Here is a 25,534-nt window from a genome sequence, read left to right as displayed (position 1 = left end):
TCCTCACTGATCGGTTGGCTTTGTACGGGTGTGCTGCGTGTGCGCCCGCCGTGGCCGGACCGGTCTCGCGCCGGCCGCACGGAGGGCGTTGTCGTCGTCTCGGAGCCGCGGTGCGACGCCGATGATCAGCTGAGCGATGCCGGCACGACAGTCGCCGGGGCCGGAGCGGCGGTCGCAATCCGCCTGATCAGATCGCAATGGCCTACGCCGGAAGTGGATCCCATGCTCAAGTCCTCGCCTTCTCCAGGACTCAGGCGGTGAACCGGATCCTTCCCGGCACCGCGATCGGGTCAAGCTGGGGTCGTGCAGGAAGTGCGGAATCGTGCGAAGTGCCGACAGGTATAGTCCACTTCCCGCCAGCGGAGCAAGATCGAATGCAAGGTTCACCGGTGGTCTTTTCCGAGTTGAGACCTCACGGAAATATGCGGGGCCTGTGCGACGCTTGCCGGAAAAATTCACGCCATAAGCCCCGAACGGCACACTCAACACCCTTGACAATGCGCGGCACTTGAGCCACTACTGTTCCTTGCGCAGCGAATTTGACAACGTTGTCCCGCGCGCAGGGAGGGTACCTGGTGAAGCAGCAGAGAGCTCGGCACAGATGGGGTACGGCGGTCGTGTCGGCGACCGCCTTCGCTTTGACCGTGGGCTCGCAGGGTGCGGCGGTGGCCCTGCCCCAGGCGCCGGCGGCCGCCGACCGGGAGTTCACGTCCTCGTTCGAGGCGGACGACCCGGCACCCGACTGGCTCAATACCGTCGACACCGGTCCCGGGGGCGCCAAACGCGCGTCCGGGGTGGACGGCGGGTACAGCAGCGGCATCCCGGGCAATGTGACCGACCATGTCACGGACGTACGGGCGAACGGGGAGAACTCGGGCGCCGGTGAGGTGAAGGAGAACCTCGCCGACGGGGAGCCCGGCAGCAAGTGGCTGGTCTTCGAGGCCACCGGCTGGGTGGAGTTCGACCTCGACAAGCCGGCGCGGATCACCAAGTACGCGCTCACGTCGGCGAACGACTTCGCGGAGCGCGACCCGCGGGACTGGACCCTCAAGGGCTCCTCCGACGGCAAGGAATGGAAGACCGTCGACACCCGCTCGGACCAGACCTTCGCCGAGCGGTTCCAGACCAAGACGTACGACCTCGCCGAGCCGGCCGAGTACCGGCACTTCCGGCTGGAGATCACCAAGAACAACGGGGCCTCCGGGGTGCTGCAGCTGGCCGACGTCCAGTTCTCCACGGGCGGCGACGACGGACCGGTGCCGCAGGACATGCTGTCCCTCGTGGACCGCGGCCCGAGCGGCTCGCCGACCGCCAAGGCGGGCGCCGGCTTCACCGGCAAGCGGGCCCTGCGCTACGCGGGCCGCCACACGGCCGACGGGCGCGGCCACTCGTACAACAAGGTCTACGACGTCGACGTGGCCGTCGGCCGGGACACCCAGCTGTCCTACAAGGTCTTCCCCTCGATGGCGGACGGCGACCGCGACTACGACGCCACGAACGTCTCCGTCGACCTGGCCTTCACCGACGGCACCTACCTCAGCGACCTCGGCGCCGCCGACCAGCACGGCTTCCCCCTCACGCCGCGCGGGCAGGGCGCCGCCAAGGTGCTGTACGTCAACCAGTGGAACAACGTCGTCTCCCGGATCGGCTCGGTCGCCCGCGGCAAGACCGTCGACCGCATCCTGGTGGCGTACGACTCCCCCAAGGGGCCGGCGAAGTTCCGGGGCTGGCTGGACGACGTCACGCTGAAGGAGGCCGCGCCCGAGAAGCCGAAGGCGCATCCGTCCGACTACGCGCTCACCACCCGAGGCACCCTGTCCAGCGGTGGTTTCTCGCGCGGCAACAACTTCCCGGCGACCGCCGTGCCGCACGGGTTCAACTTCTGGACCCCGGTGACCAACGCGGGCTCGCTGAGCTGGCTGTACGACTACGCCCGCGCCAACAACGCGGACAACCTGCCGACGATCCAGGCGTTCAGCGCCAGCCACGAGCCGAGCCCCTGGATGGGCGACCGGCAGACGTTCCAGGTGATGCCGTCGGCCGCCTCCGGCACCCCCGAGACCGGACGCTCGGCGCGCGCGCTCGCCTTCAAGCACGAGAACGAGACCGCGCGGCCGTACTACTACGGGGTGCGGTTCGAGAACGGGCTGAAGGCGGAGATGGCGCCGACGGACCACGCGGCGGTGCTGCGCTTCACCTACCCCGGTGACGACGCGAGCGTCCTGTTCGACAACGTGACCGACCAGGCGGGGCTGACCCTCGACAAGGAGAACGGCGTCGTCACCGGCTACTCGGACGTGAAGTCCGGGCTGTCGACGGGCGCGACCCGCCTCTTCGTCTACGGCACCTTCGACAAGCCGGTGACCGACGGCGCCTCCAGCGGTGTGAAGGGCCATCTGCGCTTCGACGCCGGGGACGACCGCACGGTGACCCTGCGGCTCGCCACGTCCCTGATCAGCGTCGACCAGGCCAAGGACAATCTGCGCCAGGAGGTCGACGGCGCCTCGTTCGACGCCGTGAAGGCCCGCGCGCAGCGGCAGTGGGACAAGCTGCTCGGCAAGGTAGCCGTCGAGGGCGCGACGCCGGACCAGCTGACCACGCTGTACTCCAGCCTGTACCGGCTGTACCTGTACCCGAACTCCGGCTTCGAGAAGGTCGGGGGCAAGTACCAGTATGCCTCGCCGTTCTCGAAGATGCCGAACCCGGACACCCCGACGCACACCGGCGCGAAGATCGTCGACGGCAAGGTGTACGTCAACAACGGCTTCTGGGACACCTACCGCACCACCTGGCCGGCGTACTCGCTGCTCACACCGGGGCAGGCGGGCGAGATGGTCGACGGCTTCGTGCAGCAGTACAAGGACGGCGGCTGGACCTCCCGCTGGTCCTCGCCGGGCTACGCGGACCTGATGACGGGCACCTCCTCTGACGTGGCGTTCGCGGACGCGTACGTCAAGGGCGTCGGCTTCGACGGGAAGTCGGCGTACGACGCGGCCGTGAAGAACGCGACCGTCGTGCCCCCGTCGTCCGGTGTGGGCCGCAAGGGCATGACGACGTCGCCCTTCCTCGGCTACACCAGCAGCGAGACGCACGAGGGCCTGTCGTGGGCGCTGGAGGGCTACCTCAACGACTACGGCATCGCGAAGATGGGCCAGGCGCTCTACAAGAAGACGGGCGACAAGCGGTACAAGGAGGAGTCCGCGTACTTCCTGAACCGCGCGCAGGACTACGTCAACCTCTTCGACGCCAAGGCCGGCTTCTTCCAGGGCCGTGACGCCAAGGGCGACTGGCGGGTCGAGTCCTCGAAGTACGACCCGCGCGTATGGGGCTACGACTACACCGAGACCAACGGCTGGGGCTACGCGTTCACCGCGCCCCAGGACAGCCGCGGCCTCGCGAACCTGTACGGCGGCCGCAGCGGTCTCGCCGACAAGCTGGACACGTACTTCTCCACCCCGGAGACGGCCTCGCCCGACTTCGTCGGCTCCTACGGCGGCGTCATCCACGAGATGACCGAGGCGCGGGACGTCCGGATGGGCATGTACGGGCACTCCAACCAGGTCGCCCACCATGTGAACTACATGTACAACGCTGCGGGCCAGCCCTGGAAGACGCAGAAGAACGTGCGCGAGGTGCTGTCGCGGCTGTACGTCGGCAGCGAGATCGGGCAGGGCTACCACGGCGACGAGGACAACGGCGAGCAGTCGGCCTGGTACCTGTTCTCCGCGCTGGGCTTCTACCCGCTGGTGATGGGCAGCGGCGAGTACGCCATCGGATCGCCCCTGTTCACAAAGGCGACGGTCCAGCTGGAGAACGGCCGCAAGCTGGTCGTGAAGGCGCCGAAGAACAGCGCCCGCAACGTCTACGTCCAGGGCCTGAAGGTCAACGGCGTGCCGTGGAAGTCGACGTCGCTCCCCCACTCGCTGATCGCGAAGGGCGGGGTCCTGGAGTTCGACATGGGGTCGAAGCCGTCCTCGTGGGGCACCGGCAAGAACGCGGCGCCCGTCTCCATCACCCAGGACGACAAGGTGCCCACGCCCCGCGCCGACCTGGTGAAGGGCGAGGGCGCGCTGTTCGACAACACGTCCGCCACGCAGGCCGCCGTCACCTCGGTGGACCTTCCGGTGGCCGAGGCCGGCAAGGCCGTGCAGTACACCCTGACGTCGCCGTCGGACCACACGAAGGCACCGGCCGGGTGGAAGCTCCAGGCGTCGAAGGACGGCACCACGTGGAAGACCCTGGACGAACGCGCCGGGGAGACCTTCACCTGGGACCGCCAGACCCGCGCCTTCTCGGTGAAGTCGCCGGGCACGTACGCGAAGTACCGCCTGGTCCTCACCGGTGAGGCCACCCTCGCGGAGGTCGAACTGCTCGGCTGAGCAAGACTTTCCGGGAACACACGCGGGGTGTCGGTCCGACCGGACCGGCACCCCGCACCCGTATTCCTGCTGACACATCGTGATCGCCGTGCCTATGATGCGCGCGATGAAGAACTTCTCCCTCTGTGGATTGGAGGAATCGTCCGCGCAAGGTGAGTGCTGATGGCACCTCACTTCGCGCCCGCGATTCCGACCCGCCTGTCGATGTGGCAGCGCGTACGCGAGTACGCCGTGCCACCGTCCATGATCGAGACCGCGACCGCGCGGCGTCTCGCCGGTGACTGGGCCGGGGCCTGTGCCGCCGCCCGCGTCGACGCCGACCTCGATCTGCGTGCCGTGCGTACGCGTCACGGCACCGATCTCGCCTCCCGGCTCCGCGCTGACCTGCGCCGGCTCGCACCGGATCTGCTGCGCTGGCACATGCCCCGGATCGCTCCCGACGGGCGACTCCGCCCCGGCCTCACGCTCTCCCTGGCCCGCTATCCGGGCGGACTGCGTCTCGTGGTCCGTACGCCGCCGGCCCGCGCGGACGCCGGACAGCGGATGTCGCTGTCGCTGTGGGAGGAGTCCGGCGGCGGGCCCTCCTGGGGGCATCCGCACCCGCACCCGCACCCCGATCGGCGGTTCCGGCTCGATCTGCATCGGCATCTGTGGGACGCCGGGCTGAGTGGGGAGCTGGGGTGGCGCTGCGGGGTGGACGAGGACTCCCCTTCCGCCTTCGCGAGGGAGCGCTGGGCCGCCGAGGCCGAACTGCTGCTGCGGGCCGAGGGGTTGGGCCCGCGCGGGGCGTTCACCGTACGGCTGGGTGCGCGCAGTCGCGAGGTGCTCGAACTCGTCGCGCCCGACGACGGCCATGTCCCCACCGTCCGTCCGATCGTGCTACCCGCACAGGAGGTCGCCGCGCTTCCGGTGCTGCCGGAGGCGGCGGTCCGGGTCCTGCCGGATCTGGAGCTGTTGCGGGCCGGGCTGATCTCGGCCGACCGGCTGCATCCGCTGGTCGCCGCGGCGCTGCCGGTGTCCGGTCGGGCGAGCCTGCCGGTGTCCGGTCGGGCGAGCCTGCCGGTTCCGGAGACCGGCGACCCGTACCGGGTGGAGTGCCGCGGCGAGGTGCACCGGATCGCGCTGCGCGACGGGGTGCTGACCGCCGTCGATCACGACCCGGCCGAGGTGCGCCGGGAGGAACTGCTCGTCGCGCTCGGCGGGCCCGCGCTGCCCTGTCTGCGGGCGATCGACGCCGTGCACCGCAGCCCCGAGCAGTTGCCGGCGGTGCGGGAGCGGCTGCGTCACGGTGATGTCGCCGGGGCGCTGGCCGTCGTCGAGGGGCTACTCGGCCCCGGTGCCGTGCTGCGGGAGGGGCCGCTCCGGGAGGAACTGGAGACGGCCGCCGCCCGGCGCGTGGAGCACGGGTTGTTCCGCTCGGGGCTCGTGCCCGTAGCCCCCGCCTCCGCCGACACCGACGCGGGCGCGCGCCGCGTAGGCCGGCGTACACCCCCGCATGCGCGCCCCAAGCGCGGCAAGAACTCCCGGCCCCGCACCGGACTCTTCTACTGACTTCTCCGGCCCGTACGGCTGCCCCCGAACCTTCGACACCCCTGGTGATGCCCATGACTTCCGCTGCCCTGCTGCCCACCGTCGACTCCCAACTCACCCTGGCCGACGACCTCCTGACGCTGCTCAGGACCACCACCACCGAGCCCCGTCCCGACGAGCAGCTCGAAGCGCTCACCCTCGCGGTCGCGGCCGATCTGCCGGTCCTGCTCTGGGGCGAACCGGGCATCGGCAAGACCGCGGCCCTGACCCAGCTCGCCGCCTCCCTCGACCTTCCGCTGACCACCGTGATCGCCAGCGTCCACGAGCCCACCGACTTCTCCGGACTGCCCATCGTGGGCGACGACCCGGCGGTGCGCGGGGTGCCGATGGCTCCGCCGCAGTGGGCCGTGGAGCTGGTGCGGGCCGGGCGGGGCCTGCTCTTCCTGGACGAGCTGTCCACCGCGACCCCTGCCGTGCAGGCCGCGCTGCTGCGGGTCGTCCTGGAGCGCAAGGTCGGCGCCCTCCAACTGCCGCCCGGTGTACGGATCGTCGCCGCCGCCAACCCGCGCGCCTCGGCGGCCGACGGGTGGGAGCTGAGCCCGCCGCTGGCCAACCGGTTCGTGCACCTGTACTGGGTGCACGACAAGGACGTCGTGGTACGCGGTCTCGGCGGGGTCTGGCCCCGTGCCGAGCTGCCGCACCTGGACCCCGGGCGGCTGGCGGAGGCGGTGGCCCTCGCCCGGCGTGCCGTCTGCGGTTTCCTGGAGGCCCGGCCGACGCTGATCCACCGGCTGCCGAACAGCGAGACGCGGCGCGGCGGGGCCTGGCCCTCGCCCCGCAGCTGGGAGGCGGCGCTGACCCTGCTGGCCTTCGGCACGGCGGCCGGGGTGTCCCGGGACGTGCTGGCGCTGCTGGTGCGGGGCGCGGTGGGCGACGGTGCGGGCCTCGAACTCCTCGCCCACCTCGACCGGATGGACCTGCCGGACCCCGAACTGCTGCTCGCCGACCCGGCCAACGCCGAACTGCCCGAGCGCGGTGACCTCCGTCAGGCCGCGCTGGAGGCGGTGGTGGCCGCCGTCGGAGCCCGCCCGGAGCGCCGGCGCTGGGAGGCCGGCTGGGCGGTACTGGTCCGCGCCCTGGAGACCGGCGCGCCGGACCTCCTGGTGGCCCCGGCGAAGGCCCTGGCCGCGGTACGACGGGACGACTGGGAGGTCCCGGAGGCGGTGGAGCGACTGGCAGCGATCGTCGGCCTGTCGGAGCGGGCGGAACGGTCGGTGGCGGGGGCGAAGGCGCCGCGGGTGGGTCGGTGACGGGGGGTGTGGGCGCCACAGGGGCGCCGGGGGCGGGCTTGTGGGCGCCCCGGATGCGCCGATGACCGGGAACGCCGGCACCACAGGTACGCCGAAGACCGGGAACACGGACGCCGCCACTGCACCGGGGACGAGAAACCCGAGCACCTCAGGCCCACCGAAGACCGGGAACACGGACGCCGCCACTGCACCGGGGACGAGGAACCCGAGCGCCACAGGCGCGCCGGCGACCGGAACCGTAAGCACCGCAAGCACGCCGATGACGAGGATCGCGGGCGTCGGGCGGGCGCCGAAGGCCGCCGCCCCGCCGCCCGTCCCCCGGCCGATGGCTCCGCCTCCGCCGCCGCGCCCCGTACGGGTCACCGTGCCCGCGGTCCCGGCCGGGCGGCGTGCACCGGACAACCCGCCCGGGCTGCCGCTCGACATGGAGAAGTTGCTGGCCGCGCGGTTGCACGCGGTGGAGGTGCGGCCGTATCTCGCCGTCGCGCTCTTCGCGCTGCACGTCGTCGAGGACTCCTCCGTGCCGACGATGGCCGTCGACGCGCACTGGCGCTGCTACGTCTCCCCCGGCTTCGTGGCCCGCACCCCGGTCGAGGAGCTGGCTGGTGTCTGGGTGCATGAGGTCTCCCATCTGCTCCGGGACCACCACGACCGCGGCCTGCGCTACGCGCGCGAGAACGAGGAGTTCGGACCGGGCGAGCGCCTGCGCCGGAACATCGCCGCCGACTTCGAGATCAACGACGACATCTACGGCGACGGCCTGCCCCAGCCGGCCGGGGTGGTGCTGCCGTCGCTGCTGGGGCTGCCCGACGGGTTGCTGATGGAGGAGTATCTGCGGACGTCCTCGATGACCGGGCTCGCCGCGGACCTGGCCTGGCTGGACTGCGGGGCGGCGCCGGCGGGGAGCGGCGGCCGTGGGAGCTGGGGCCCGAGGGGGCGGACGGGCTGACCCGGCAGCAGCGGGACGCGGTGCGCTTCCGGGTCGCCGAGGGCATCAAGGGCCGGCCGGGCGACGCCCCGGAGGGCTGGCGGCGCTGGGCGGACGAGGCGTTCCATCCGCCACAGCCGTGGCGGCAGTTGCTGGGCGCCGCAGTGCGGTCGGCGGCCGGGGCGCCGGGGGCGGGCGAGAACCACAGCTACCGGCGGCCGTCCCGCCGCTCGACCGCCGTCCCCGGGGTGGTGCTGCCGAGCCTGCGCCGCACTCCCCCACGGGTGTGCGTGGTGATCGACACCTCGGGTTCGGTGAGCGACGCCGAGCTGGGCGGCGCGCTGCTGGAGGTGGCGGCGATCGCGCGGGCCGTGGGAGGGCGGCGCGATCTGGTCTCGGTGATCTCCTGCGACGCGGCGGCCGGGATCGCGGTGCCGATCTGCCGCGCCGAGGCGATGGAGCTGATCGGCGGCGGGGGCACGGATCTGCGCTCCGGTTTCGAGCGGGCGCTGCGCTCCCGGCCCCGGCCGGACGTGATCGTCGCGCTGACCGACGGCCAGACGCCCTGGCCGTCCGCGCAGCCGCCGTGCCGTACGGTCGTCGGGCTGTTCCCGCGGCCGGTCCGCGCCGTGGACGAGGACGACCCGCACTACGTGCCGGACGCCCCGCCGTCCTGGGCCCGGGTCGTCACCATCGGCTGAAGGCACGTGCGCGGCACGGCGGAGGGCCGCGCCCCCGTCTCCGGGAACGCGGCCCTCGAACTGCCGTGCGGTACCGCTGACTTGCGGAGCTGACCGCTTACTTGCGGATCAGGTTGCGCAGCACGTACTGCATGATGCCGCCGTTGCGGTAGTAGTCCGCCTCACCGGGGGTGTCGATGCGGACGACCGCGTCGAACTCGACACCGGTGTCGGTGGTGACCTTGACCGTGCGCGGCGTGGTGCCGTTGTTCAGCTCCTCGACGCCGGTGAAGGAGAAGGTCTCCTCGCCGGTGAGGCCCAGGGTCGCGGCGGTCTGGCCCTCGGGGAACTGCAGCGGCAGGACGCCCATGCCGATGAGGTTGGAGCGGTGGATGCGCTCGTAGCTCTCGGCGATGACGGCCTTGACGCCGAGCAGCGCGGTGCCCTTGGCGGCCCAGTCGCGGGACGAGCCGGAGCCGTACTCCTTGCCCGCCAGGACGACCAGCGGGATGCCCTGCTCGATGTAGTTGCGCGAGGCGTCGTAGATGAACGACACCGGCGCGTCGGGCTGGGTGAAGTCGCGGGTGTAGCCGCCCTCGGTGCCCGGCGCGATCTGGTTGCGCAGGCGGATGTTGGCGAACGTACCGCGGATCATGACCTCGTGGTTGCCGCGGCGGGAGCCGTAGCTGTTGAAGTCGCGGCGCTCGACGCCGTGCTCCGTGAGGTACTTGCCGGCCGGGGTGTCGGCCTTGATGGCGCCGGCCGGGGAGATGTGGTCGGTGGTGACCGAGTCGCCCAGCTTGGCGAGCACGCGGGCACCGGTGATGTCGGTGACCGGGGCGGGCTCCATCTGCATGCCCTCGAAGTAGGGGGGCTTGCGGACGTAGGTGGACTCCGGGTCCCACTCGAAGGTGTCGCCGGTCGGGATCGACAGGGCCTGCCACTGGGCGTCGCCGGCGAAGACGTCGCTGTAGGACTTGGAGAACATGTCCTCGCCGATGGCGTTGGCGACGACGTCGTTGACCTCGGCCTCGGAGGGCCAGATGTCCTTCAGGTAGACCGGGTTGCCGTCCTGGTCGACGCCCAGGGCCTCCTTGGTGATGTCCACCTTCATGGAGCCCGCGAGGGCGTACGCGACGACCAGCGGCGGAGACGCCAGGTAGTTCATCTTGACGTCGGGGTTGATCCGGCCCTCGAAGTTGCGGTTGCCGGAGAGCACCGAGGTCACGGCCAGGTCGTGCTCGTTGACGGCCTTGGAGACCTCCTCCGGCAGCGGGCCGGAGTTGCCGATGCAGGTGGTGCAGCCGTAGCCGACCAGGTTGAAGCCGACCTTGTCGAGGTACGGGGTGAGGCCCGCCTTGTCGAAGTAGTCGGTGACGACCTTCGAGCCCGGGGCCAGGGTGGTCTTGACCCACGGCTTGCGGGTCAGGCCCTTCTCCACGGCCTTCTTCGCGACGAGCGCGGCGGCGACCATGACGTACGGGTTGGAGGTGTTGGTGCAGGAGGTGATGGCCGCGACCGTCACCGCACCGTGGTCCAGCTCGTAGGTGGTGCCGTCGGGGGCGGTCACCGGAACCGGGTTCGACGGGGCGCCGTTCGGGGCGACGGCCGGGGAGTCGGAGGCCGGGAAGGACTCCTTGCCCGCCTCGTCCACGACGTCGACGTAGTTGAGGACGTCCTGCTTGAACTGCTCGGCGGCGTTCGCGAGGACGATGCGGTCCTGCGGGCGCTTCGGGCCGGCGATGGAGGGGACGACCGTGGAGAGGTCGAGCTCCAGCTTCTCGGAGAAGTCCGGCTCGGCCTTCGGGTCCAGCCAGAGGCCCTGCTCCTTGGCGTAGGCCTCGACGAGCGCCAGCTGCTGCTCGGAGCGGCCGGTCAGCTTCAGGTAGTTGATGGTCTCGGCGTCGATCGGGAAGATCGCGGCGGTGGAGCCGAACTCCGGCGACATGTTGCCGATGGTGGCGCGGTTGGCGAGGCTCGTGGCCGCCACACCCTCGCCGTAGAACTCGACGAACTTGCCGACGACGCCGTGCTTGCGGAGCATCTCGGTGATGGTCAGCACGAGGTCGGTGGCGGTGGTGCCCGGGGTGAGCTCACCGGTCAGCTTGAAGCCGACGACGCGCGGGATCAGCATGGAGACCGGCTGGCCGAGCATGGCGGCCTCGGCCTCGATGCCGCCGACGCCCCAGCCGAGCACACCGAGGCCGTTGACCATGGTGGTGTGCGAGTCGGTGCCGACAAGGGTGTCGGGGTACGCCTGGCCGCCCCGGACCATGACCGTACGCGCCAGGTGCTCGATGTTCACCTGGTGGACGATGCCGGTGCCCGGCGGGACGACCTTGAAGTCGTCGAACGCGGTCTGGCCCCAGCGCAGGAACTGGTAGCGCTCCTTGTTGCGGCCGTACTCCAGCTCGACGTTCTGCTTGAAGGCGTCCGACGTGCCGAACTTGTCGGCGATGACGGAGTGGTCGATGACCATCTCGGCCGGCGAGAGCGGGTTGACCTTCGACGGGTCGCCACCGAGGGCCTTGACGGCCTCACGCATGGTCGCGAGGTCCACGACACAGGGCACGCCGGTGAAGTCCTGCATGATCACGCGGGCCGGCGTGAACTGGATCTCCTGCGACGGCTGGGCCTGGGAGTCCCAGCCGCCCAGGGCGCGGATGTGGTCGGCGGTGATGTTCGCGCCGTCCTCGGTGCGGAGGAGGTTCTCCAGCAGCACCTTCAGGCTGTAAGGGAGGCGCGCGGAGCCCTCGACCTTGTCCAGCCGGAAGATCTCGTACGACTCGTCGCCCACCTGCAGCGTGCTGCGGGCGTCGAAGCTGTTCGCCGACACGACAGTCTCCTTCATTGATGTGCGCGTACCACCACGATCCTGCCGCGACGGCATACCGGCCGATCCGCTAAGGTAAGGCTAAGTTAGGTAACCCTTACCGTGAGATCGGTCGCGCCGTACGGCTGCGGTGCACCTCGGCAGATATCTCGATGTCGAGATAACTCTAGTACATGAGGCCGGGATGGTCATGCCCGGGGCGCGGCGAGCCCCGCGCTCCGGGTCGCGCAGGCCCGCATTGCATGACCATGCGAGATGATGCATACTCTTCCTATGTCCAAGGTCCTCACCTCCCTGCCCACCGGCGAGCGGGTCGGCATCGCCTTCTCCGGCGGTCTCGACACCTCGGTAGCGGTCGCGTGGATGCGCGACAAGGGCGCCGTCCCGTGCACCTACACCGCCGACATCGGCCAGTACGACGAGCCCGACATCGCGTCGGTGCCCGGCCGCGCCAAGACCTACGGCGCCGAGGTCGCGCGCCTGGTCGACTGCCGCGCCGCCCTCGTCGAGGAAGGGCTGGCCGCGCTCACCTGCGGCGCGTTCCACATCCGCTCCGGCGGGCGCGCGTACTTCAACACGACGCCGCTGGGCCGTGCCGTCACCGGCACCCTGCTGGTGCGGGCGATGCTGGAGGACGACGTCCAGATCTGGGGCGACGGCTCGACCTACAAGGGCAACGACATCGAGCGGTTCTACCGCTACGGCCTGCTGGCCAACCCGCATCTGCGGATCTACAAGCCCTGGCTGGACGCGGACTTCGTGACGGAGCTCGGCGGCCGCAAGGAGATGTCGGAGTGGCTGGTCGCCCACGGCCTGCCGTACCGGGACGCCACCGAGAAGGCGTACTCCACCGACGCCAACATCTGGGGCGCCACCCACGAGGCCAAGACCCTGGAGCACCTGGACACCGGCATCGAGACGGTCGAGCCCATCATGGGCGTCCGCTTCTGGGACCCGTCGGTCGAGATCGCCACCGAGGACGTGACGATCGGCTTCGAGCAGGGCCGCCCGGTCACCATCAACGGCAAGGAGTTCGCCTCCGCCGTCGACCTGGTGATGGAGGCCAACGCCATCGGCGGCCGGCACGGCCTGGGCATGTCCGACCAGATCGAGAACCGGATCATCGAGGCCAAGAGCCGCGGCATCTACGAGGCGCCGGGCATGGCCCTGCTGCACGCCGCGTACGAGCGCCTGGTCAACGCGATCCACAACGAGGACACCCTCGCCCAATACCACACCGAGGGCCGGCGCCTCGGCCGGCTGATGTACGAGGGCCGCTGGCTGGACCCGCAGGCGCTGATGATCCGCGAGTCGCTCCAGCGCTGGGTCGGCGCCGCGATCACCGGCGAGGTGACGCTGCGGCTGCGGCGCGGCGAGGACTACTCGATCCTCGACACGACGGGCCCGGCGTTCAGCTACCACCCGGACAAGCTCTCCATGGAGCGCACCGAGGACTCGGCGTTCGGCCCGGTCGACCGGATCGGCCAGCTCACCATGCGCAACCTCGACATCGCCGACTCCCGCGCCAAGCTGGAGCAGTACGCCGGCCTGGGCCTGATCGGCACCGGCAGCCCCACCATCGGCGCCTCCCAGGCCGCCGCGACCGGCCTGATCGGCACCATGCCGGAGCTGCCCGAGGGCGGCGCCGAGGCCATCGCCTCGCGCGGCGAGGTGTCCGAGGAGGACGCGCTGCTGGACCGCGCCGCGATGGAGTCCGGCACGGACTGACGGCGGCACGACCGGAGGACGGACCTCGAAGGGGCCCGGTACGACGCAGGACGCGTCGTACCGGGCCCCTTCGCTTGCGCTCGACTCGGCATGCCTCAGTGCGCGAAGCCGGGGTAAGCGGGTGAACACCTGACCGACTGGAGACCGACTGGAAAGGGAGGCGCGCATGCCCCTCACGTTCCGCAAGAGCTTCCGGATCCTTCCCGGCGTGACGCTCAACATCAACCGCCGTTCCTGGTCCATCACCACGGGTGGCAAGAACGGCCCGCGGCACACCCGCAGCAGCACCGGACGTCGTACGACATCGATGGATTTGCCCGGACCTTTCGGATGGCGGCGCACCCGTACCACCAGGGGGCGTTGACAGCCCGTCACCCGAATGGACCCCCCTGGGATGTGCCATCTCATATGTGAGATAGCCTCAGCCTCATGGCAGACGACTACCTCGTACGCATCGGCAGGCTCATCCGTGACGCCCGGCAACACCGTGGCTGGACACAGACGCAGCTCGCCGAGGCGCTCGGTACCTCCCAGAGCGCCGTCAATCGCATCGAGCGCGGCAACCAGAACATCAGCCTTGAGATGATCGCCCGTATCGGCGAGGCCCTGGACAGCGAGATCGTGTCCCTGGGATACGCCGGGCCGATGCATCTCCGGGTCGTCGGCGGACGCCGGCTGTCGGGTGCCATCGACGTCAAGACGAGCAAGAACGCGTGTGTGGCGCTGCTGTGCGCCTCTCTGCTCAACAAGGGGCGCACAGTTCTGCGCCGGGTCGCCCGGATCGAGGAGGTCTACCGCCTCCTCGAGGTGCTCAACTCCATCGGGGTGCGCACCCGTTGGATCAACGGCGGGGTCGACCTGGAGATCGTGCCGCCCGCCGAGCTGGACATGGGCGCCATCGACGCCGAGGCCGCGGTGCGCACCCGGTCGATCATCATGTTCCTCGGCCCGCTGCTGCACCGGATGAACCACTTCAAGCTGCCCTACGCCGGCGGCTGCGACCTCGGCACGCGCACCATCGAGCCGCACATGATCGCGCTGCGCCGCTTCGGCCTGGACGTGGCGGCGACCGAGGGCCAGTACCACGCCATGGTCGACCGGTCCGTACGGCCCGACCGGCCCATCGTGCTGACCGAGCGCGGCGACACCGTGACGGAGAACGCGCTGCTGGCCGCGGCGCGGCACGACGGCGTCACCGTCATCCGCAACGCCTCCTCCAACTACATGGTCCAGGACCTGTGTTTCTTCCTGGAGGCGCTCGGCGTCCGGGTCGAGGGCATCGGCACCACGACCCTGACCGTGCACGGCGTGCCCACCATCGACGTCGACGTCGACTACTCCCCCTCCGAGGACCCGGTGGAGGCGATGAGCCTGCTGGCCGCCGCCGTCGTCACCGAGTCCGAACTGACGGTGCGCCGGGTGCCGATCGAGTTCCTGGAGATCGAGCTCGCGGTCCTGGAGGAGATGGGCCTCGACCACGACCGCACCCCCGAGTACTTCGCCGACAACGGCCGCACCCGGCTGATCGACCTGACGGTCCGTCCCTCCAAGCTGGAGGCGCCGATCGACAAGATCCACCCGATGCCGTTCCCCGGCCTGAACATCGACAACGTGCCGTTCTTCGCGGCCATCGCGGCGGTCGCCTCCGGCAAGACCCTGATCCACGACTGGGTCTACGACAACCGCGCCATCTACCTGACCGACCTCAACCGCCTCGGCGGCCGCCTCCAGCTCCTGGACCCGCACCGCGTCCTGGTGGAGGGCCCGACCCGCTGGCGCGCCGCCGAGATGATGTGCCCCCCGGCCCTGCGCCCCGCAGTGGTCGTCCTCCTGGCGATGATGGCGGCGGACGGCACGTCGGTGCTCCGCAACGTGTATGTCATCAACCGCGGTTACGAGGATCTGGCGGAACGGCTGAACTCGATCGGGGCACAGATCGAGATCTTCCGGGACATCTGAGAGCTCTCAGAACACCGGTGCCACCAGATCGAGGAAGCGGAGCAGGAAGAGACCGGCGATGAGCACGGATCCGGTCACGACGAGGAGCAGCCAGAAGTAGGGGTGCTCCCAGACGCCACCGTCGGGACGCTCTTCGTGCGCTTCGGCGATCGAGCCCTCCACGGGAGGTGTCTCGGTCGGCCTGTTGAGTGGTTCGGTCACGTTGCTCACCGCTTTCCTCTCGTGGGCGGGCGCCATTCGGGCGTCCGCCCGTCGCCAGTGCCCTCGGGACTCTGCGTGGCGGGCAGCAGGTGCCGCTCCCACCCTGGGTCCGGGAGGGCGGCGGCCGCCTCGCGTTCGCGTGCCGCCTGCTTCGGATGCCGGCGCTGCCAGTACGGGTTGTCGTGGGACAGCTTGCTGGACACCCGCCCGTACATCCCGAACGTGGCGATGATCAACCCCATGACGAAGCTGAAGATCACGTTCGTCATGCCGAAGTCGAGGATGTTTGCGGGACGGTCCAGTACGAAGATGTGCGCGAAACCGCTCAGCACGAAGAGCGCGCCGACCGTCATGTTGAGGGTCGAGGCGAAGTTGCCGCCGATCACCGCGCCGGCGAGCAGCGCGAGACCGACGACGGCGGAGATGGTGCTGAGGGCGACGTTGGTGGTCATGCCGGCGATCGTGTCGCCGGCCGTGTCGAACGGACTCAGTGCGTCGGCGTAGCCGAGTCCCGCGAAGACCAGCAGGACGAGGCCGCAGAAGCCTGCGCCGTAGCGGTAGACGGTGGCCAGATGGTGATCGACAGGCAGTTCGTCCTTGAGCTTCATACCCGTATTTCGGCTCATATGTCGGCTTTGGATGCGGTGAGGGCGCTGTCCTGATCGCCGCGTGATGAACGCAAGGAGAAAGTGGTCGCTCCGGCGCATCCACGGCACCACCCGGCGGCGAAGCCCTTGTGAGACTCCCCCCGCACACATGAGCAACCCAAAGGAATGATCCTCATGACCTCCCGGACCTCCATCGCCGTCGCCGCTTCGGCCGGGGCCTGCGCTCTGGCCTTCGGCGTGACCGCACCCGCCGCCATGGCTGCTCCGCAACAGGGGCAGGACACGGGCATGGTGTCCGTCTTCCACGGCATCCCCGGCATGACGGTCGACGTCTACGCCAACGGCGACAAGCTGCTCAGCGACTTCAAGCCCGGCACGGTGACCGATCCGCAGTCCCTCGAGGCGGGGACCTACGACATCGAGATCTTCGAAGCCGGTCAGGACCCCGACGGCACCCCCGCCCTGGCGGAGCAGGTGAAGGTGTCCGAAGGCGGCAATGCCACGGTCGCGGCACACCTCTCCTCCGACGGCAAGCCACAGTTGACGGCATTCGCCAACGACGCCTCGAAGGTGGACGCGGGCAAGGCACGCCTGACCGTTCGCCATGTCGCGGCCGCGCCCGCCGTCGACGTACGAGCCGGAGGACAGCCCGTCTTCACCGACCTGACCAACCCGAACCAGGACAGCGCGGCGGTCGACGCGGGCACCGTGAACGCCGACGTCGTTCTGGCCGGCACCGACACGGTGGCCATCGGTCCGGCCGACCTCGACCTCAAGGAGGGCACGAGCAACATCGTCTACGCCTGGGGCAGCGCCGAGGACAAGAACCTGGCGCTGGCCACCCAGACGCTCAGCGGCATGGAGACGATGCCCAACGCGGCGCATGCCGGCGTCAGCGGTGCCGCCGTCACGCCGAACTCCTCCGACCAGTGGCTCGCCTGGGCAGCGGCGGCCGGAGCGATCACCCTGACGGGCGTCATGGTGGCCCGCCGGGTCGCCGGCCGACGTGGCTGACACCGCGCGACGGCTGACCGGACTGGCGACGGCGGCTGCCGCTGTGGCAGCCGTCCTCGCCGTTTCGGGTGGGCCGTCGGAGCCCGCACCCGCACCTCCCGACTTCGGGTCCGCGCCCGCGCGGCAGCAAGCGGTGACGGCCCCGACGCCCAGCGGTACCGAGTCACTGCCCGGCACCGCAGCAGCCGAGCCGCCCGAGCGCGTCCGACTTCGCGACGTGGGCCTCGACGCCCGCGTACAGCCGGTCGGTGTGACCGAGCGGGGAGACATGACCGTCCCCGACGACCCCTCCGTGGCCGGGTGGTACCGCTACGGCCCGGCGCCCGGCAGCCCCGAGGGGTCGGCCGTGCTCGTCGGGCACGTGGACAGTGAGACGGGCGCCCTCGGCGAATTCGCCGCGCTCTACGACGTACGGCGCGGCGATCGCGTCGAGGTCCGGCGAGCGAAGGCCGGGCCGATCGTCTACCGCGTCGTCTCGCGCGTCACCGTGCCCAAGGACGAGTTGCCGCCCTCGGCGTTCCGCCGAACGGGCGATCCCGTCCTGACGCTGATCACCTGTGCACCGCCCTTCGAGCCCGAGCGCGGCGGCTACCTGGCCAACCTCGTCGTCACGGCGGAGCCGGTGCGTGAGTGACAGCGTCGCCTCACGCGCGAAGGGCTCGTGTTGGGGCACGTCGTGTCGTGTCCGCGCTGCCGCAGTGAACTGGCGAAGCTGATCCGTGTGGTGGATGCCGCACACGGCGCGCAGGCGTCGGACCTGCCGACCCCGTCGGTTGCGGGTCGACTACAGGACCGGCAGCGGCAGTTCGGCTGTTTCGCTCAGCTGGGCCCAGACCGTTTTGCCGCGGCGGGCGTGGCGGGTGCCCCATTGTTCGGCGAGTTGGGCGACCAGGAGGAGGCCGCGGCCGCCCTCGTCGAAGACGCGGGCGCGGCGCAGGTGCGGGGTGGTGCTGCTGGCGTCGGAGACCTCGAGGAGCAGGGCCCGGTCGTGGATGAGGCGCAGGCTGATCGGGGGGCGGCCGTAGCGGATGGCGTTGGTGACCAGTTCGCTGACGACCAGTTCGGCGATGAAGTCCATGTCGCCGAGGCCCCAGGCGGCGAGTTGGCGTGAGACCTCTCCGCGTACGCGGCCGACCTCCGCGGGGTCGGGTTCCAGGTCCCAGGTGGCGACGCGGTCGGCGCCGAGGGCGCGGGTGCGGGCGAGGAGCAGGGCGATGTCGTCGTCCGGCTTCGTGGAGGGGAGGAGGGCCTCGAGGACCGTGTCGCAGGCCGCGTCCAGGCTGGGGGCCGGGCGGGCCAGGACTTCGCGCAGGGCCGCGAGTCCGCCCTCCACGTCGTGGGCGCGGGCCTCGATCAGACCGTCGGTGTAGAGGGCGATGAGGCTGCCCTCCGGCAGGTCGACCTCTACGGTCTCGAAGGGCAGGCCACCGAGGCCCAGCGGCGGGCCGGGCGGCAGGTCGAGCAGTTCCGCCCTGCCCTCGCGCACCACCACCGCCGGGGGCACATGACCGGCCCGGGCCAGGGTGCAGCGGCGCGAGATCGGGTCGTAGACGGCGTACAGGCAGGTGGCGCCGATGTCGCCGTCGCCCGGGCCGTCCTGGTCTCCGGACTCCTCGGCCGACAGCCGCAGCACGACGTCGTCCAAGTGGGTGAGGAGTTCGTCGGGCGGCAGGTCGATGTCGGCCAGGGTGCGTACGGCGGTCCGCAGCCGGCCCATCGTGGCGGCGGCCCGGATGCCGTGGCCGACCACGTCTCCGACCACGAGCGCCACCCGGGCTCCGGACAGCGGGATGACGTCGTACCAGTCGCCGCCCACCCCGGCGTCCGAGCCGGCCGGGAGGTAGCGGTAGGCGACGTCCACCGCGGACTGCAGGGGCGCGTTGCGCGGGAGGAGGCTGCGCTGGAGGGTGAGCGCGGTGGCCCGGGCGTGGGTGTAGCGGCGGGCGTTGTCGACGGCGACGGCGGCCCGGGCGGCGATCTCCTCGGCGAGGAGGAGGTCCTCGTCGTCGTAGCGGGCGGGTGTCTCGCAGCGGTGGAACTCGGCGAGACCCAGCGTGGTGCCCCGGGCGCGCAGCGGCACCACCAGGGTCGAGTGGATGCTGCTCGGGTCCTCGGAGCGGTCGTTCTGGTGCCGGGAGGGCTGCCCGGTGGTCAGGGCCTGCTCGGTGGGCGACCCGTCGTGGCAGTGGTGGATCTCCTGCGGGCGGACGGCCGGCTCCGGTCCGGTGGCGTCCGCCGGGCCCTGGGCCATCCGGCGCAGCACGTACGGCGTCTCCACGGCGGCGTCCTCCCCGCGCAGCAGCGGGTCGAGGAGGTCGACGGTGACGAAGTCGGCGAAGCGTTCGGCGGCGAGGTCGGCCAGTTCCTGCGCGGTGCGGTCGATGTCGAGGGTGGTGCCGATGCGCATGCTCGCCTCGTTCACCATCCTCGACCGCCAGCGCAACCGGCGGTCCCGCTCCTCCTGGAACGCCTCCACGCCCTGTTCGCTGACCCGGTCCACATAGGTGGTCGACATCGCGGTCAGCGCGCGGGCCGCCGCGCTGACCTGCTCGGCGTCGCCGCCCAGCCGGGGCAGCTCCTCCAGCAGGCGGTCGTTGACGATGCCCTGGGCCAGGCGGAACGCCCGCAGGACGGTGCTCAGGGGCGTGCCGTGCCGGGCCAGTCCCAGGGAGCGGGCGGTGTCGGCGGCGGGCAGCTCGATCTGGCCCGCTTCGATCTCGCCCTCGAGGCCGCCGAGGGCGGCGGCGATGTGGTCGGTGACGTTCTGGGAGACGACGCGGGCGATGTCGGGGGCGTCGTAGAGGGCCGGCAGTTCGCGCCGCAGGCACTCCTCCACCTCGGCGGAGAGCTCGTCGGCTCGCCGCCTGAGCTCCTGTGCCGCTCGCGCGAGAAGATGGCCGGCCGAGGAATCCACACTGACGACGGTACGCCGCTCGGGACGCCGTCTCAGACCGGGGGTGGCGGGCGGGTGGTCCGGTCGCCGGACCGGGCGCCGTCCGATCGGCCCCTACGGGCCCCTGAGGAGGGCTGGGCTCCCCCGCGTCCTCGCCCCGCGCCGCCCGCGCCGCGCCCCGGGATCGGCGGGGCGCAGCGCGGTGGGCCCCGCGGGCGTGGGGCGGGGGGCGGGCGTGGCGGGCGGCCGTCGGGCCTCGCTGGAGTCGCGGGCGGCCGTCAGTCCTTCACGAGGGCCGCGGGCGCCCGTCAGTCCTTCACGAGGGTCGCGTTCTTCTTCAGCTTCGCGTGGAAGTACGGCAGAGGCAGCCCGCCCAGCACGTCCACGGGGCGCAGCTCGACGAGGGTGGCCTCGACGTCCGCCTTGCCGGCCTCGAGCGTGGACGGGGTGGGGGTGCCCTCGTTCACCCAGCGGTGCTTCTTGCCGTCGCACTCGGCAAGGGTGCCGCCGATGGCGTGGCGGGTGTCGGACTTCCGCCGGGCCACGGAGGCGCTGACGAAGACGGGACCCTCGGCGTCGGCGCAGCGGTAGGTGCCGGACACGGTGACGGTGCCGTCGGAGGCCAGGCGGATCTTCTTGTCGACGGTCACGGACTCCTTGACCTCGGTGGTGGAATCGGTGTCGGCGGCGGGGGCCGAGGGCGCGGCGGCCAGCAGGAGCAGGACGGCGCCGACGGTGGCGGCGAGCGCGGGGCGCAGGGGCATGGGATGACCTCCCGGTGGGCGGAGTGGGGCGCTCCACTCGTACCCGGCGGGTGGGTCCGAAGACGTGATCGTCACCCCTTCGGTGGCGAGTCCGCCCGGACCGTCGCGGGGCGGTCAGGGGGTTGTCCGCGGGCTGTCACGGTTCGCGACGGGCCGTTCCGGCGCGGGCGCGACGGGAGCATGGTCGAACCACACGGACGGCCCCCACGGCTCGTCCGGTCCATGTGGAGGTGCGCCATGTGTTCTCACCGGTCCTCGTGCCCGTCCGTCCAAGCCGACACCGCACATGTGGTCGTGGCACACGTGCCTGCCGCACACGTGGTTGCGGCACACCCCGAGCAGGGCTGGAGCCTGCTGTGCGACGGCTCGATCGTGTTCGACGACAGCGGTGTGCTGCTGCCCGACGGCAGTGTGGTGGCGCCCCACCGGCTGCAGGCCGCCCGCCTGGCGCAGGCGGCGTGAGCCGACGGACCGGCGCGGTCCGGAGCAACGGGGACGGCAACGGCAACGGCAACGGCAACGGCAACGGCAACGGTGCCTACGGCAGTACCGCGAACCCGTCCAGTTCCACCACCGCCCGCTCGTCCCACAGCCGGACGACCTCGACGACCGCCATCGCCGGGTAGTCGCGTCCGGCCAGGCGCCGCCAGACGCGGCCCAGTTCGGCGGCCCGGTCGCGGTAGTCCGCCACGTCGGTCGCGTAGACGGTGACGCGGGCGAGGTCGGCCGGGGTGCCCCCGGCCGCCGCGAGTGCCGTCAGCAGGTTGCCGAGCGCCCGCTCGAACTGCTCGGGCAGGGTCTCCCCGGTCACCTTCCCATCGGTGTCCAGCGCGGTCTGGCCGGCCAGGAACACGACCCGTGACCCGGTGGCGACGACCGCGTGCGAGAAGCCCGTGGGCGGGGACAGGTCGGGCGGGTTGACGCGTTCGGCGGTCACTGGGCGGCCTCCCTGGTCGCGTAGAGCTCCTTGGCGATGATGCCGCGCTGCACCTCACTGGCGCCCTCGTAGATACGCGGGGCGCGCACCTCGCGGTAGAGGTGTTCGAGCAGATGGCCGCGGCGCAACGCGCGGGCGCCGTGCAGTTGGACGGCCTGGTCGACGACGTACTGCGCGGTCTCGGTGGCGAGGAGTTTCGCCATCGCCGCGCGCTTGGGGACGTCCGTCGCGCCCTCGTCGTACGCCGTCGCCGCCGCGTACACCATGAGGCGGGCCGCCTCGGTGCGCAGTGCCATCTCGGCGACCTGGTGGGCGACGGTCTGGAGGTCCTTCAACTTGCCGCCGAACGCGTCCCGTTCGGCGGTGTGGGCGAGCGTGGCGTCGAGGGCGGCCTGGGCCATGCCGACGGCGAAGGCGCCGACGCTGGGCCGGAAGAGGTTGAGGGTGCCCATGGCGACCCGGAAGCCGCGGTCGATCTCGCCGAGCACGTCGTCCGCGCTGACGGGCACGGCGTCGAAGCGCAGGGCGCCGATGGGGTGCGGGGACAGCATGTCGAGGCCGGTCCCGGTGAGGCCGGGACGGTCGGCGGGGACCAGGAAGGCGGTCACGCCGCGCGCGCCCGCGCCGGGGATGGTGCGAGCGAAGACGGTGTAGAAGTCGGCCTCGGGGGCGTTGGAGATCCAGCACTTCTCACCGGTGAGCCGCCAGCGGGCGCCACCGTCGGGCTCGGCGACCGGTTCGGACGCCCCCGCCTCCGCCCGGAGTTCCAGTGCCGCCGCGTCGGACCCGGCCGCCGGCTCACTCAGTGCGAAGGCGGCGATCGCCGTGCCGTCGGCCACCCGGGGCAGCCAGCGCTCCCGCTGGGCGGGGGTGCCGTGGGCGTATACGGGGTGGGCGCCCAGGCCCTGGAGGGCGAGCGCGGTCTCGGCCTCGGTGCAGGCGTAGGCGAGGGACTCCCGCATCAGGCACAGGTCGACGGCTCCGGAGGTGAACAGCCGCTCCAGCAGCCCGAGTTGTCCGAGTTCGGCGACGAGTGCGCGGTTGACGTGCCCGGGTTCGCCTTTCTCCGCGAGGGGGCGCAGTCGTTCGGCGGCGACGGCGCGCAGCTCGGCGCACCAGGCGGTCTGCGGTGGATCGAGTGAGAATGCGGGCATTGCCGACCTCCTGCGGGCCGCCCCGGCGGGCCCTTCTCGGCGGGCCCCGGCGATCCCTCTCGACGGGCCTCTCGACGATATCGCGCCCCATTGACTGCCGTCACCAACACGATACGCTCCCCATGCGAGCCCACACGAAGCCCACGAGGCAAGGGGGCGAAACCGCCATGGCCGGTCTGCACCGCTCCGCGCACGTCGACACCTTCGCGCGGGACCATCTGCCGCCGCCCGACCAGTGGCCGGAGCTGCTGTTCGAGCTGCCGGGACTGCACTACCCCGAGCGGCTCAACGCCGCCGCCGAACTGCTGGACGGCCCCGACGGCGACCGGCCCGTCTTCCACACCCCGGCCGGCGCGTCCTGGACGTACGACGTGCTGCGGGCCCGCGTCGACCGGCTCGCCCATGTGCTCACCGGTGAACTCGGGGTCGTCCCCGGCAACCGGGTGCTGCTGCGCGGCCCCACCACGCCCTGGCTCGCCGCGTGCTGGCTGGCGGTGCTGAAGGCGGGCGCGGTCGCCGTCACCGTGCTGGCCCAGCAGCGGCCGCACGAGCTGCGGACCATGTGCGAGATCGCCGAGGTCCGGCACGCGCTGTGCGACGTCCGGGCGGTCGACGACCTCGCCAAGGCCGAGGTGCCGGGGCTGCGCATCACGACGTACGGCGGTGACGGCCCGGACGACCTGCTGCGGCGGCCGGCGCCGGACACGCCGTACCCGGCCGCCGACACCGCCGCCGACGACGTCGCGCTCATCGCCTTCACCTCGGGGACCACCGGCCGGCCCAAGGGCTGTATGCACTTCCACCGGGATGTGCTGGCGATCGCCGACACCTTCTCGGAGCATGTGCTGCGGCCTCATGAGGACGACGTGTTCGCGGGCAGTCCCCCGCTCGGGTTCACCTTCGGCCTCGGCGGGCTCGTCGTCTTCCCGATGCGAGCGGGCGCCAGCGCCCTGCTGCTGGAACAGGCCGGGCCCAAGCAGCTGTTGCCGGCGATCGCCGGGCACCGGGTGTCCGTACTGTTCACCGCGCCGACCGCGTACCGGGCGATGCTCGACGCGCTCGACGGGCACGACGTCTCCTCGCTGCGGCGCTGTGTCTCCGCGGGCGAGAACCTGCCCGCGGCCACCTGGCGGGCCTGGCACGAGCGGACCGGGCTGCGCGTCGTCAACGGCATCGGCGCCACCGAGCTGCTGCACATCTTCATCTCGGCGGCCGACGACGCGATCCGGCCCGGGACGACCGGGGTCGCCGTGCCCGGCTGGCAGGCGCGGGTCGTGGACGCCGAGGGCCGGGAGGTGCCGGACGGGGAGCCCGGGCTGCTGGCCGTGCGCGGGCCGGTGGGCTGCCGCTATCTCGGCGACCCCCGTCAGCGCGAGTACGTGCGGCACGGCTGGAACATCACGGGCGACACCTATGTCCGCGACGCCGACGGCTACTTCCGGTACGTCGCGCGCGCCGACGACATGATCATCTCGGCCGGGTACAACATCGCGGGACCCGAGGTCGAGGAGGCCCTGCTGCGCCACCCGGACGTGCTGGAGACGGCCGTCGTGGGGCGCGCCGACGAGGCACGCGGCCAGATCGTGGTGGCGTACGCCGTGCTCCGGGACGGGGCGCGCCGGGACGCGGAGGCGCTGCGCGCGTTCGTCAAGGCCGAGCTGGCGCCGTACAAGTGCCCGCGGGAGATCGTCTTCCTGGACGCGCTGCCGCGCACCGCGACCGGCAAGCTCCAGCGGTTCCGGCTGCGCGATGCGGACGACCCGCCCGGCGACCGGCAGTGATCCGCACGACCTAAGATGATCAACGTGTCCGACCAGCATGCACCACGGTCTCTCATCGTCACGCTCTACGGCGCCTACGGCCGCCATATGCCCGGCCCGGTACCGGTGGCCGAGCTGATCAGACTGCTGGCGGCGGTGGGCGTGGACGCCCCCTCGGTCCGCTCGTCGGTGTCCCGGCTGAAGCGGCGCGGCCTGCTGCTCCCGGCCCGTACGGACCGGGGCGCGGCGGGGTACGAACTGTCGCCGGAGGCCCGCCAGTTGCTCGACGACGGCGACCGCCGGATCTACGCCACGGCGCCGCCCGAGGACGAGGGCTGGGTGCTCGCGGTGTTCTCGGTGCCGGAGTCGGAGCGGCAGAAGCGGCATGTGCTGCGCTCGCGGCTGGCCGGGCTGGGCTTCGGCACGGCGGCGCCGGGTGTGTGGATCGCCCCGGCCCGGCTGCACGAGGAGGCCCGGCACAGCCTTCAGCGGCTGCGGCTGGACGCGTACGTGGACTTCTTCCGGGGTGAGCACCTCGGTTTCACCCCGACCGCCGAGGCCGTCGCGCGCTGGTGGGACCTGGCCGCGATCGCCAAGGAGCACGAGGCGTTCCTCGACCGGCACGCGCGCGTGCTGCGCGCCTGGGAGCAGCGGGCGGACACCGACCCGGAGGAGGCGTACCGCGACTATCTGCTCGCCCTGGACTCCTGGCGGCATCTGCCGTACACCGATCCGGGGCTGCCCGCGCGGCTGCTGCCGCCGGACTGGCCGGGCGCGCGCTCGGCCGCCGTCTTCCGCGGGCTGCACGAGCGGCTGCGGGACGCGGGGGCCGTGTTCGCCGGTCTGTGAAGTCGCC

General features: G+C 71.6%; 18 protein-coding genes and 1 pseudogene. 12 read left to right on the top strand and 7 right to left on the bottom strand.

What is annotated here, in order from left to right; translation table 11 throughout:
- The first annotated feature begins 638 nt into the window (after positions 1-638).
- The 4 genes and pseudogenes from DC008_RS26925 (at position 639) to DC008_RS36290 (ending at position 8,848) form a co-directional block, all read left to right on the top strand.
- Entirely contained in the window at positions 639-4,379 is a 3,741-nt protein-coding gene (locus DC008_RS26925) for a GH92 family glycosyl hydrolase (RefSeq protein ID WP_108710874.1), read from the top strand.
- 162 nt (positions 4,380-4,541) lie between these two features.
- Positions 4,542-5,930 carry a hypothetical protein gene (locus tag DC008_RS26920; RefSeq protein ID WP_108710873.1) on the top strand — a complete coding sequence of 463 codons (1,389 nt, stop codon included), beginning with the start codon at positions 4,542-4,544 and terminating at the stop codon, positions 5,928-5,930.
- 53 nt (positions 5,931-5,983) lie between these two features.
- Positions 5,984-7,219: an AAA family ATPase gene (locus DC008_RS26915; RefSeq protein ID WP_108709156.1), complete on the top strand. Its 1,236-nt coding sequence runs from the start codon at positions 5,984-5,986 to the stop codon at positions 7,217-7,219.
- A 424-nt stretch (positions 7,220-7,643) separates the two neighbouring features.
- Positions 7,644-8,848, top strand: a pseudogene (locus DC008_RS36290) (vWA domain-containing protein).
- A gap of 97 nt (positions 8,849-8,945) precedes the next feature.
- Here the strand turns inward: DC008_RS36290 and acnA are convergent.
- Positions 8,946-11,663, bottom strand: a complete 2,718-nt coding sequence (gene acnA / locus DC008_RS26905) for an aconitate hydratase AcnA (protein ID WP_108709155.1) — start codon at positions 11,661-11,663, stop codon at positions 8,946-8,948.
- Between the two features lie 270 nt (positions 11,664-11,933).
- On the opposite strand from acnA, the gene argG reads away from it, so the two are divergent.
- The 3 genes from argG (at position 11,934) to DC008_RS26890 (ending at position 15,347) form a co-directional block, all read left to right on the top strand.
- Positions 11,934-13,388 (top strand): argininosuccinate synthase, encoded by a 1,455-nt coding sequence (gene argG, locus DC008_RS26900; RefSeq protein ID WP_108709154.1) that lies wholly within the window; start codon positions 11,934-11,936, stop codon positions 13,386-13,388.
- A gap of 166 nt (positions 13,389-13,554) precedes the next feature.
- Positions 13,555-13,752 carry a DUF4236 domain-containing protein gene (locus DC008_RS26895; RefSeq protein ID WP_079033636.1) on the top strand — a complete coding sequence of 66 codons (198 nt, stop codon included), beginning with the start codon at positions 13,555-13,557 and terminating at the stop codon, positions 13,750-13,752.
- Positions 13,753-13,817: 65 nt separating this feature from the next.
- Positions 13,818-15,347 (top strand): helix-turn-helix domain-containing protein, encoded by a 1,530-nt coding sequence (locus tag DC008_RS26890; RefSeq protein ID WP_055621990.1) that lies wholly within the window; start codon positions 13,818-13,820, stop codon positions 15,345-15,347.
- A 6-nt stretch (positions 15,348-15,353) separates the two neighbouring features.
- On the opposite strand, the gene DC008_RS26885 is transcribed toward DC008_RS26890, so the two are convergent.
- Positions 15,354-15,548: a hypothetical protein gene (locus DC008_RS26885; RefSeq protein WP_208645993.1), complete on the bottom strand. Its 195-nt coding sequence runs from the start codon at positions 15,546-15,548 to the stop codon at positions 15,354-15,356.
- Between the two features lie 5 nt (positions 15,549-15,553).
- Positions 15,554-16,156: a DUF4383 domain-containing protein gene (locus DC008_RS26880; protein ID WP_108709152.1), complete on the bottom strand. Its 603-nt coding sequence runs from the start codon at positions 16,154-16,156 to the stop codon at positions 15,554-15,556.
- Between the two features lie 174 nt (positions 16,157-16,330).
- Between DC008_RS26880 and DC008_RS26875 the strand changes: the two genes are divergently transcribed.
- Together DC008_RS26875 and DC008_RS36080 are read left to right on the top strand one after the other, a co-directional pair.
- On the top strand, positions 16,331-17,170 hold the full coding sequence (locus tag DC008_RS26875) for a DUF4397 domain-containing protein (protein ID WP_108710872.1): 840 nt from the start codon (positions 16,331-16,333) through the stop codon (positions 17,168-17,170).
- Between the two features lie 217 nt (positions 17,171-17,387).
- Complete coding sequence (locus DC008_RS36080) at positions 17,388-17,804, top strand: class F sortase (protein ID WP_341867321.1); 417 nt, start codon at positions 17,388-17,390, stop codon at positions 17,802-17,804.
- A gap of 150 nt (positions 17,805-17,954) precedes the next feature.
- On the opposite strand, the gene DC008_RS26865 is transcribed toward DC008_RS36080, so the two are convergent.
- Complete coding sequence (locus tag DC008_RS26865; RefSeq protein WP_108709150.1) at positions 17,955-20,084, bottom strand: ATP-binding SpoIIE family protein phosphatase; 2,130 nt, start codon at positions 20,082-20,084, stop codon at positions 17,955-17,957.
- Between the two features lie 287 nt (positions 20,085-20,371).
- The gene (locus DC008_RS26860; RefSeq protein WP_055622011.1) at positions 20,372-20,827 is read right to left on the bottom strand and encodes a DUF6299 family protein; all 456 of its coding nucleotides are present in this window, start codon (positions 20,825-20,827) and stop codon (positions 20,372-20,374) included.
- Positions 20,828-21,064: 237 nt separating this feature from the next.
- On the opposite strand from DC008_RS26860, the gene DC008_RS26855 reads away from it, so the two are divergent.
- On the top strand, positions 21,065-21,289 hold the full coding sequence (locus tag DC008_RS26855; RefSeq protein ID WP_108709149.1) for a DUF5999 family protein: 225 nt from the start codon (positions 21,065-21,067) through the stop codon (positions 21,287-21,289).
- A 76-nt stretch (positions 21,290-21,365) separates the two neighbouring features.
- Here the strand turns inward: DC008_RS26855 and DC008_RS26850 are convergent, their stop codons facing one another.
- Together DC008_RS26850 and DC008_RS26845 are read right to left on the bottom strand one after the other, a co-directional pair.
- On the bottom strand, positions 21,366-21,764 hold the full coding sequence (locus tag DC008_RS26850) for a RidA family protein (RefSeq protein ID WP_108709148.1): 399 nt from the start codon (positions 21,762-21,764) through the stop codon (positions 21,366-21,368).
- Entirely contained in the window at positions 21,761-22,918 is a 1,158-nt protein-coding gene (locus tag DC008_RS26845) for an acyl-CoA dehydrogenase family protein (protein WP_108709147.1), read from the bottom strand. Before DC008_RS26845 ends, DC008_RS26850 begins: the two co-directional genes overlap by 4 nt.
- A 167-nt stretch (positions 22,919-23,085) precedes the next feature.
- Here DC008_RS26845 and DC008_RS26840 point away from each other — a divergent pair, with 167 nt between their 5' ends.
- Positions 23,086-24,699 carry an AMP-binding protein gene (locus DC008_RS26840; protein ID WP_208645991.1) on the top strand — a complete coding sequence of 538 codons (1,614 nt, stop codon included), beginning with the start codon at positions 23,086-23,088 and terminating at the stop codon, positions 24,697-24,699.
- A 15-nt stretch (positions 24,700-24,714) separates the two neighbouring features.
- Positions 24,715-25,527 carry a PaaX family transcriptional regulator gene (locus DC008_RS26835; protein WP_108709146.1) on the top strand — a complete coding sequence of 271 codons (813 nt, stop codon included), beginning with the start codon at positions 24,715-24,717 and terminating at the stop codon, positions 25,525-25,527.
- The last annotated feature ends 7 nt before the right edge of the window (positions 25,528-25,534 follow it).

The organism is Streptomyces nigra (assembly GCF_003074055.1).
Taxonomy (GTDB): Bacteria; Actinomycetota; Actinomycetes; order Streptomycetales; family Streptomycetaceae; genus Streptomyces; species Streptomyces nigra.
Note: the sequence above shows the minus strand (reverse complement) of the source record. Positions and strands in the feature narration are given on the sequence as shown.